General features: G+C 69.5%; 11 protein-coding genes. 3 read left to right on the top strand and 8 right to left on the bottom strand.

Annotated elements, in window-relative coordinates; all coding sequences use genetic code 11:
* Positions 1–168 precede the first annotated feature (168 nt).
* The 8 genes from hslU to lptM all read right to left on the bottom strand — a co-directional run bounded on the left by hslU (position 169) and on the right by lptM (position 6,869).
* Positions 169–1,500 carry an ATP-dependent protease ATPase subunit HslU gene (hslU, locus tag ACESMN_RS11590; RefSeq protein WP_373053760.1) on the bottom strand — a complete coding sequence of 444 codons (1,332 nt, stop codon included), beginning with the start codon at positions 1,498–1,500 and terminating at the stop codon, positions 169–171.
* Positions 1,501–1,638: 138 nt separating this feature from the next.
* A complete protein-coding gene (gene hslV / locus ACESMN_RS11585; protein ID WP_373053758.1) occupies positions 1,639–2,193 on the bottom strand; it encodes an ATP-dependent protease subunit HslV in 555 nt (184 codons plus the stop codon).
* 102 nt (positions 2,194–2,295) lie between these two features.
* Positions 2,296–3,258, bottom strand: a complete 963-nt coding sequence (locus ACESMN_RS11580; protein ID WP_373053757.1) for a tyrosine recombinase XerC — start codon at positions 3,256–3,258, stop codon at positions 2,296–2,298.
* On the bottom strand, positions 3,230–3,928 hold the full coding sequence (locus tag ACESMN_RS11575; protein ID WP_373053756.1) for a DUF484 family protein: 699 nt from the start codon (positions 3,926–3,928) through the stop codon (positions 3,230–3,232). The genes ACESMN_RS11580 and ACESMN_RS11575 overlap by 29 nt, the downstream gene beginning before the upstream one ends.
* The gene (dapF, locus tag ACESMN_RS11570; RefSeq protein WP_373053755.1) at positions 3,925–4,806 is read right to left on the bottom strand and encodes a diaminopimelate epimerase; all 882 of its coding nucleotides are present in this window, start codon (positions 4,804–4,806) and stop codon (positions 3,925–3,927) included. Before dapF ends, ACESMN_RS11575 begins: the two co-directional genes overlap by 4 nt.
* A gap of 22 nt (positions 4,807–4,828) precedes the next feature.
* Positions 4,829–5,491, bottom strand: a complete 663-nt coding sequence (locus tag ACESMN_RS11565) for a class I SAM-dependent methyltransferase (protein ID WP_373053766.1) — start codon at positions 5,489–5,491, stop codon at positions 4,829–4,831.
* Positions 5,488–6,741 carry a diaminopimelate decarboxylase gene (gene lysA / locus ACESMN_RS11560; RefSeq protein ID WP_373053754.1) on the bottom strand — a complete coding sequence of 418 codons (1,254 nt, stop codon included), beginning with the start codon at positions 6,739–6,741 and terminating at the stop codon, positions 5,488–5,490. Before lysA ends, ACESMN_RS11565 begins: the two co-directional genes overlap by 4 nt.
* The gene (gene lptM, locus ACESMN_RS11555; protein WP_373053753.1) at positions 6,741–6,869 is read right to left on the bottom strand and encodes an LPS translocon maturation chaperone LptM; all 129 of its coding nucleotides are present in this window, start codon (positions 6,867–6,869) and stop codon (positions 6,741–6,743) included. The genes lysA and lptM overlap by 1 nt, the downstream gene beginning before the upstream one ends.
* 294 nt (positions 6,870–7,163) lie before the next feature.
* Here lptM and soxY point away from each other — a divergent pair, with 294 nt between their 5' ends.
* The 3 genes from soxY (at position 7,164) to ACESMN_RS11540 (ending at position 8,563) form a co-directional block, all read left to right on the top strand.
* A complete protein-coding gene (gene soxY / locus ACESMN_RS11550; protein ID WP_373053752.1) occupies positions 7,164–7,634 on the top strand; it encodes a thiosulfate oxidation carrier protein SoxY in 471 nt (156 codons plus the stop codon).
* Positions 7,635–7,682: 48 nt separating this feature from the next.
* The gene (soxZ, locus tag ACESMN_RS11545; protein ID WP_373053751.1) at positions 7,683–7,985 is read left to right on the top strand and encodes a thiosulfate oxidation carrier complex protein SoxZ; all 303 of its coding nucleotides are present in this window, start codon (positions 7,683–7,685) and stop codon (positions 7,983–7,985) included.
* Positions 7,986–8,140: 155 nt separating this feature from the next.
* A complete protein-coding gene (locus ACESMN_RS11540; protein ID WP_373053750.1) occupies positions 8,141–8,563 on the top strand; it encodes a hypothetical protein in 423 nt (140 codons plus the stop codon).
* Positions 8,564–8,687: the final 124 nt, after the last annotated feature.

Raw genomic sequence — 8,687 nt, 5'->3', positions numbered from 1 at the left:
CCCGCGGCGCGGCCCACCCTACGGGCCTCGCGGCATGGGCGTAGGGTGGGTGAAGCGCAGCGCACCCACCGCACGACCTCCAAGGGGCCCGCGGCGCCTGCCCTACCGTACCCATGTTCCGTTCCACCGCAGAATAACCTCTCCAGTCCGGCACAAAACCGGCCTGCGTCAAAGAATATACCGGGAGAGGTCCTCATCCTGAATCAGTTCGCCCAGGCGCTCTTCCACCATCCCCGCATCGACGATCACCGGGCCGGACACGTCGGGCGCGTCGAAGGCCACCTGCTGCAGCAGCCGTTCGAGCACCGTGTGCAGGCGCCGGGCGCCGATGTTCTCCGTTCTCGCGTTCACGTCGTGGGCGATCTCGGCGATACGGCGCACGCCGTCGGGCCGGAATTCGACGGTCACCCCCTCGGTCCGGAGCAGCGCGGTGTACTGCTCGGTCAGCGAGGCGGTCGGCTCGGTCAGGATCTGCACGAAATCATCCACCGACAGCGCCTCGAGTTCCACCCGGATCGGCAGGCGCCCCTGCAGCTCGGGGATCAGGTCGGACGGCTTGGAGAGATGGAAGGCCCCGGAGGCAATGAACAGGATGTGATCGGTCCGCACCATCCCGAGCTTCGTATTCACCGTGGTGCCCTCGACCAGCGGCAGCAGGTCGCGCTGCACGCCCTCGCGCGACACCTCGGTGCCGCCGTGCTCGCCGCGCTTTGCGACCTTGTCGATCTCGTCGACGAAGACGATGCCGCTCTGCTCGACGCGCTCCACGGCCTTCAGCTTCAGTTCGTCCTCGTTGACCAGCCGCGCGGCCTCCTCGTCCACGAGCAGCCGCATCGCGTCGCGGATCTTCAGGCGCCGGCTGCGCGTGCGCTGGCCGCCCAGGTTCTGGAACATGGACTGCAGCTGGCTGGCCATCTCCTCCATGCCCGGGGGCGTCATGATCTCCAGACCCGGCTGCACCGCCCGCACCTCGATGTCGATCTCGCGGTCGTCCAGCGCGCCCTCGCGCAGGCGCTTGCGCAGCTTCTGGCGCGTCTCGCTGTCCGCCGCTGGCGGCTCCTGCTCGGTGTAGCCGGCCGCGCGCGGGCGCGGCAGCAGGGCATCCAGCACCCGTTCCTCGGCGGCATCCTCGGCCTCCTGGCGGTGCTGGTCCATCTCCTCCTCGCGCAGCTGCTTGATCGCGGCATCGGCGAGGTCCCGGACGATGGACTCGACATCCCGCCCGACGTACCCGACCTCGGTGAACTTGGTCGCCTCGATCTTCAGGAACGGGGCCCTCGCGAGGCGCGCGAGCCGGCGCGCGATCTCGGTCTTGCCCACGCCGGTGGGGCCGATCATCAGGATGTTCTTCGGCGTGACCTCCTGGCGCAGGGCCTCCGGCAGCTGCTGCCGGCGCCAGCGGTTGCGCAGGGCCACCGCGACGGCGCGCTTGGCCTCGTCCTGCCCGATGATGTAGCGGTCCAGCTCCTGGACGATCTCGCGCGGGGTCATGTCAGTCATCAAAGGATCCTTGCTGTGAAAATCACGCGCAGCGCTCGCTGTCTCGCGCTCCCGTCTGCGGGCGCGGGAGAGACGGAACGATCACGGCGACAGGCGACCCGGCTGCATCCTTCGAGTCGGCGCGTATCGCCATGATCGTCAGGCCTTCTGCTGTTCCGGCCCGAGGTGTTCCATCGTGATCTGGTGGTTGGTGTAGATGCAGATGTCGGCCGCGATCCCCAGGCTCCGTTCGACGATCTCGCGCGCCGGCAGTTCGGTGTTCTCCAGCAGCGCGCGCGCCGCCGCCTGGGCGTAGGGTCCGCCGGAGCCGATCGCGATCAGGCTGTTCTCCGGCTCGATCACGTCGCCGTTGCCGGAGATCACGAAGGAGTGCTCGCGGTCGGCCACCGCCAGCAGCGCCTCCAGCCGCCGCAGCGCCCGGTCCATGCGCCAGTCCTTCGCGAGTTCCACCGCAGCGCGCATCATGTTCCCCGAGTGCTTCTCCAGCATGCCCTCGAAGCGCTCGAACAGCGTGAAGGCGTCGGCGGTGCCGCCGGCGAAGCCCGCGAGGATCCGGTCGTGGTGGACGCGCCGCACCTTGCGCGCGTTGCCCTTCATCACCGTGTTGCCCAGCGATACCTGTCCGTCACCGCCGAGCGTGACCTCGCCGTTGCGCCGCACGCTGACGATGGTGGTTCCGCGAAACTGTTCCAAGTACGACCTCCTGTGCGCGCACCGCGCGCCTGCCAGCACGGGCTGCCCGGTGGGGCCGGCCCCGTTTCAAAGCTTCGCGCGCAAGGCGCGCTCCTACGCGGGCTAGTCCCCGCTCTGCGCACCAGCGTTCCCTTGCGTCTTGCGCCGTGCCCGGGGATGGGCACCATCGTAGACCTGCGCGAGGTGCTGAAAATCCAGGTGCGTGTAGATCTGCGTGGTCGCGAGATCCGCGTGGCCCAGCAGCTCCTGTACCGCGCGCAGATCGCCGCTGGATTCCAGCAGGTGACTGGCGAAGGCATGCCGGAGCCGGTGCGGGTGCAGCCGCTCGCCGAGGCCCGCGCGCTGTCCGGCCAGCGCCAGTCGGCGCTGCACCGCGCGGTTGCCCAGCCTGCGCCCGCGTCGCGACACGAACAGCGCCGGCTCCGCGGCTCCGGCCCATTCGGGGCGCACCGCGAGCCAGTCGCGCAGGGCCGCGCCGGCCATGCGTCCCACCGGCACGGTGCGCTCGCGCCGGCCCTTGCCCAGCACGCGCACCAGCCCGCCCGCAAGGTCCAGGTGGCCGAGATCCAGCCCGGTCAGCTCGGAAAGCCGCAGGCCTGAGGAGTAGAGGAGCTCCAGCATCGCCCGGTCGCGCCGGTCCAGGGTCCGCTCCGAGGGCTGCAGCATCGCACTCGAGGCCTGGTCCACGTCAAGGGCCCGCGGCAGTGGCCGCCGGGGCCGGGGACCGCGCAGCGCTGCGGCCGGGCTGCTCTCCAGCAGGCCCTCGCGCACCGCCCACCGGCCGAAGCTGCGCGCGGCCGAGAGAAACCGCTGAATGCTGCGCGGGTTGCGTCCTGCGCGGGCCAACCCCGCGGCGATCCGGCGCAGCACCGCGGGATCGAGGTCCTCCCAGCCACCGGTGAACCCGGCGCGCAGGCGGTCGAGGTCACGCCCGTAGGCCGACACGGTATGCACGGACAGCCCGCGTTCGTCGCGAAGATGATCGAGGAAGGCCTGGACGGCGGCGTCCCGGGGCTGCTCCGATCCGCCGGCGGTCCTACCCGGTGGCGCAGCAGCGGGCGTCATGACAACAGATGGCCTCGGCCAGCAATTCACCCAGGTGGGTGACGAAATAGGTGCCCATGTCGGGAAGAAAACGCTCGGGCGATCGGCTGCCCAGCCCGAGGACTCCGATCTTGCGGCCATCGACCGACAGCGGCATCAGGATCGCCGAGCCAATGCCCGCGGCATCGTCGCCGAACAGCGCCTCGAGTGCGGGACGCGGCAGGCGTCCGCATATCGCCCGGCCACGCGCGAACAGCTCCTCGAACTGCTCGAGTTCCACGGGCGCGAGGCGGTGCAGATCGCTGCTGTCCTGCGCCGCCAGGCGGATACTCACCAGCTCGGCCTTCAGCTCGTCGCGCAGCGCCTCCTGGGTGAGCGCCAGGACCGCGTCCAGGCCCTCGGCGTGCATCAGCGTGCGCGCCAGCCGATGCAGGTGCAGGCCCATGCGCTCGTTCTCCCGGGCACGCTCGACCAGTTCCGCCATGCGCTGCTCGAGGTAGCGGTTCTTTTCCCGCAGCAGCGAGACCTGGCGCTCGATCAGCGACACCGAGCCACCCGCCGGATGGGGCAGGCGCAGCACGTCGAGCAGCGACAGGTGACGCTCGAAGAAATCGGGGTGCTCGCGCAGGAAGGCCTCGACGGCGTCCTCGGTGGGAAAATCGGGTTCGGTGCGCGGAGAACTGGCAGTCATGGCTTGATTCGACCCTGGAATACGGTGGTGGCCGGGCCGGTCATCCAGACGGGATCCGTGCCCAGTCCGGTCCAGCTTAGCACAAGGCTCCCGCCGGGCAGATGGACCCGCGCCCGCGCATCGACCAGCCCCCGGCGGCGTGCGACGGCCATTGCCGCGCAGGCGCCGGTGCCGCAGGCCAGCGTCTCGCCGACGCCGCGTTCGTGCACCCGCAGGTCGATGCGCCCGCGGTCGCGGATGGCCGCGAAACCCGCGTTCACGCGGTTCGGAAACCGCGGATGGTGCTCGATCAGCGGACCGAGTCGGCTCACTGCGGCGGTACGGACGTCGTCGACCAGGATCACCGCGTGCGGGTTGCCCATCGAGACCGCTCCGATGCTCAGGATCGTGCCGTCCACGTCGAGGGCATATTCTTCGGCTGCCGCCTCCGCGAGGAAGGGGATGTCCGCGGGCTCGAAGCACGGCCGGCCCATGTCCACCCGGACCTGTCCGTCCGGCTCCACCTGCAGCACGATCGGGCCGGCGCGCGTCTCCACCGCGATGGTGTCCGCCTGCGTCAGCCCCTGCTCACGCACGAAGACCGCGAAACAGCGGGCGCCGTTGCCACACTGCTCCACCTCGCCGCCATCGGCATTGTAGATACGGTAGCGAAACAGCGCCGTGGCCGGATCGGAAGGTGGCTCGACCAGCAGCACCTGGTCGCAGCCCACGCCGAAGTGCCGGTCGGCCAGCAAGCGCACGTCGTCCGGGCTCAGGTCGACCTGCTGGCGCACACCGTCGATCACCACGAAGTCGTTGCCCAGTCCGTGCATCTTGGCAAAGGCCAGGCCCCTGAGGCCCGCTTCCGAGCCCGGGGGGCGACGGCCGGGATCCGTCATCGCGGCACCCCCGGTGCAGGGCTCACAGGCGCCCCCACACCAGCAGGTGCCGGTCGCTGACCTGTTCCACGCGGAGGGCGTCGAGCCCCGCCTCCCGCAACTGGCCGCGCACCTCGTCCGGCGTGAACGCGGCGTAGAGTGAGTGTTCGAAGTCGCGTCTCAGCACCTCGGGTTCGCCCTCCGCGTGCGCGGCGACCAGGGCCGCGGCCCGCTCCGGGGTGTCGGGGCGGCACAGGTCCATCACGAACACGCGGGCGCCCGGCGCGCCGTCGCGCAGGATCACCGCCCAGAGGACCCGCGGATCGTGAAGGTGGTGCAGCAGGCTGTTGCTGATGATCGTGTCATAGGGCGCCGCCGGACCACAGGCCGCGGGCAGCAGCCCCGGCCCCAGCCGGACCCGGGGTCCGGCAGGATGGCGGCGTCGCGTCTCCGCCCCGGCGGCCAGCATCGCGGGCGATCCGTCGATCCCGTCGACCAGGCAGGCGGGGTAGCGCGCAGCGAAGCGCAGGCTCACGTCCCCGGGACCGCAGCCGAGATCCAGGACCGTCCCGCTGACCGGCTCCGGGAAACGCTCGGCGAACAGGTCAACGAAGTGCTCGTGCGGCTCGCTGAAGTCGGCCTCGGCATAGGCGCGGGCCTGGTCCTCCCCCAGCATCAGCTCCGGTTCGGGCCGCCGCTCCATCAGGCATCCACCGGAAGCATGCTCTCGCGCATCATCAGGTGATCCACCTGCTCGCGCCGGTTCACGATCTGGAAGCGGTCGCCGTCCACCATGACCTCCGGCGGCCGCGGGCGGCTGTTGTAGTTTCCGGCCATCACGAAGCCGTAGGCGCCGGCGGAACGCACCGCCAGCAGATCCCCCTCGGCCAGCGTCAGTTCCCGCTCGCGGCCCAGGAAGTCGCCGGTCTCGCAGACCGGGCCGACCACGTCGTAGACGCGGCCGGGCCCGCCGCGCGGCCGGACCGGCACGATCTCCTGCCAGGCACCGTAAAGCGCGGGCCGGATCAGGTCGTTCATCGCCCCGTCGACGATCGCGAAGTCCTTGTGCTCGGTGTGCTTCAGGAACTCCACACGCGTCAGGAAGATGCCGGCGTTCGCCGCGATCGCGCGCCCCGGCTCCAGCAGCACCTGCAGGTTCCGGCCCGCGAGCACCTGCTTGAGCGCGGCCGCGTAGTCGGCCGGTTCCGGCGGCGCCTCGTCCCGGTAGCGCACGCCGAGACCGCCGCCCACATCGATGTGTTCCAGCGCGATCCCCTCCACGCGCAGGCGGTCAGCCAGCGCGAGGACACGCTCCAGCGCGTCGGTGAAGGGCGTCAGGCGGGTCAGCTGCGATCCGATGTGGAAGCCGACCCCGCGGAGCGCCACGTTGGGCAGCGCAGCCGCCTCGCGGTAGAGCGCCAGCGCCGCGTCCACGTCCACGCCGAACTTGTTCTCGCGCAGACCGGTGGCGATGTAGGGATGGGTCTCGGCGTCCACGTCCGGGTTCACCCGGATCGAGATCGGCGCCCGCCGCTCCATCTCCCCGGCAACGCGGTTCAGCAGCGCCAGTTCGGGCCCGGATTCGATGTTGAAGCAGTGGATGCCCACCTGCAGCGCGCGTCGCATCTCGTCCGCGGTCTTGCCGACGCCGGAGAAGACGATCCCGCCCGGCAACCCGCCAGCGCGCAGCACGCGCTCGAGTTCGCCGCCGGACACGATGTCGAACCCCGAACCCAGGCGGGCGAGCACGTTCAGCACCGCGAGGCTGGAGTTCGCCTTCACCGCGAAGCAGACGCGGTGCGGAATGTCCGCCAGCGCGGCGGTGAAGGCCCGGTAGTGACGGGTCAGCGTGGCACGGGAATAGACGTAGGCGGGCGTCCCGACCACCTCGGCCAGCGTATCCAGTGCCACACCCTCGCAGTGCAGCACGTCGTTGTGCAGCGCGAAATGGTCCATCAGCGGCGCTCCTCGGGGGCGTCCTCCGGCAGGTACAGGTCGCCCTTCTGACCACAGCTCGCAAGGATCTGCAGGGACCCGAGGACGACGATCACGGCGATGAAGACGAGCTGGGCTTTGCAGGGCATGGTGGCAGGCGCAACGGGATTGGTGGTGCTAGTGTAAAGGGGAGAGCGGGGCGCTGCATTTCGCATACCCCCTCGAGTATGGTCTAGACTCCATGGTTCGCTGCCAGATGGCGGCGTTCAGGCGCATCCCCCCGGGGTTTCCGGCCTCCCGGCGCCGCCCGGCGGGTCGCGCCTGCGGGTTTTCGCTGAACCGCTGTTGGAATAGATTTGTCTGAAGGCTCGTCCGTACCACAGGCGTTTCCAACCCGACGCCCCGGACGATCCGGACCGAACCAAAGATGAGAGGAGAACTCCATGACAAGTAACAAGCGCCGTGTCTTTCTGAAGGGAAGCCTGGCCGCCGGCACCGTCGGCGTCGCCGTTGGAGCCGGCCTGCTGGCTCCCAGCAAGCTCCTGGCCGCCTTCCCGGCCGACGTCTTCGAGACGCGCGGTTATGAAGACGCCCTGGAGGCCGCGCTCGGCACTACGGAAATGGAAGAAGGCGATATTGAGATCACCGCCCCGGAAATCGCGGAGAACGGCATGGTCGTGCCGGTGACCGTGGAGACCGGGATGTCCGATGTGAGCGAAATGGCCCTGTTCGTGGTCGAGAACGGCTCCCCCCTGACCTCCAAGTACATCCTCGGGGCTGGCGCCGTGCCGATGTTCGCCACCCGCATCAAGATGGGCGAGTCCTCCGACGTGGTCGCGACCGTGAAGTCGAACGGCAGCTGGTACAAGGCCAGCCGCGAAGTGAAGGTCACCATCGGTGGCTGCGGCGGCTAAGCGTCCGGAACACCCCATCCGACATTCCCAATTTCTGGAGGTAGAACAATGAGCATTCGCATTCGTGCCGCGGAACGCGACGGCATCGTCACCGTACGCGCCCTGATGACCCATCCGATGGAAACCGGCACCGCCAAGGACAGCGCCGGCAACCTGATCCCGCCCCACCACATCCAGACCGTGCTGGCGGAGAGTGAGGGCAACACCGTGATGACCGCCTACTGGAACGTCACCATCTCCCGGAACCCCTTCTTCCAGTTCCAGTTCGAGGGCAGCTCGGGCGACAACCTGAAGCTCTCGTGGACCGACAACAAGGGTGAGAGCGACAGCACCGAGACCACCGTCGGCTGAGCCTCTCGAGGCCAACAAGGCCAACAAGGCCGGGGCACGTCCCCGGCTTTTTTGTGCCTGCTTTTCGCGGGCGCCAAAGGCGACGTAGAGTCGAGGGCAAAGGACGAACCGTTGGGGCCTGGTGGGCCCACCCGCCAGGAATCCAGGAGCGCACCATGCCGCAAAGGCCCAGGATCCCGAAGCCGGTCCCGGCCACCGGGGCAATCGAACCGCTGGGCTCGGACACCGTCCCGGCGGACCGGGCCGGCGTGCGGCCCGCCTGCGCCTTCCAGCCGATCGAGCCGCTGTGGCGGCGGCTTCCCAAACGCGACGAGCGTGGCCGCCGGCTGGCCGACTTCATGATGCTGATCCCCGGGCTCAAGCGGCGCAGCGACGCCGAGATCCGCCAGCGCCTGCAGGCAATCCACGAGGTTCTGGAGGGTTATGGCGAGGTCGTTGCCTTCGTCGAGATGAACCTGCGCATCAACACGCTCTGGGTGTCGGTTCAGGCGCAGCCCGGCCTCTGCCTCGAGATCCCCGCGGCCATCAAGTGCGCGGTACCGGAGGCCCTGCTGATCGGCCAGAGGGCCGATTCCTGAATCCTCGTAGGAGCGGCTTCCAGCCGCGATTGGCTGGTCCGGCGCCTGATCGCGGCTGGAAGCCGCTCCTACGAGGGCGATTGGCTGGTCCGGCGCCTGATCGCGGCTGGAAGCCGCTCCTACG

Origin of the sequence: Thioalkalivibrio sp., from assembly GCF_041690275.1 — a bacterium.
In the GTDB taxonomy this organism is placed as follows: domain Bacteria; phylum Pseudomonadota; class Gammaproteobacteria; order Ectothiorhodospirales; family Ectothiorhodospiraceae; genus Thioalkalivibrio.
The sequence above is the reverse complement of the archived record's forward strand: the minus strand, read 5'-3'. Positions and strand labels throughout refer to the sequence as shown.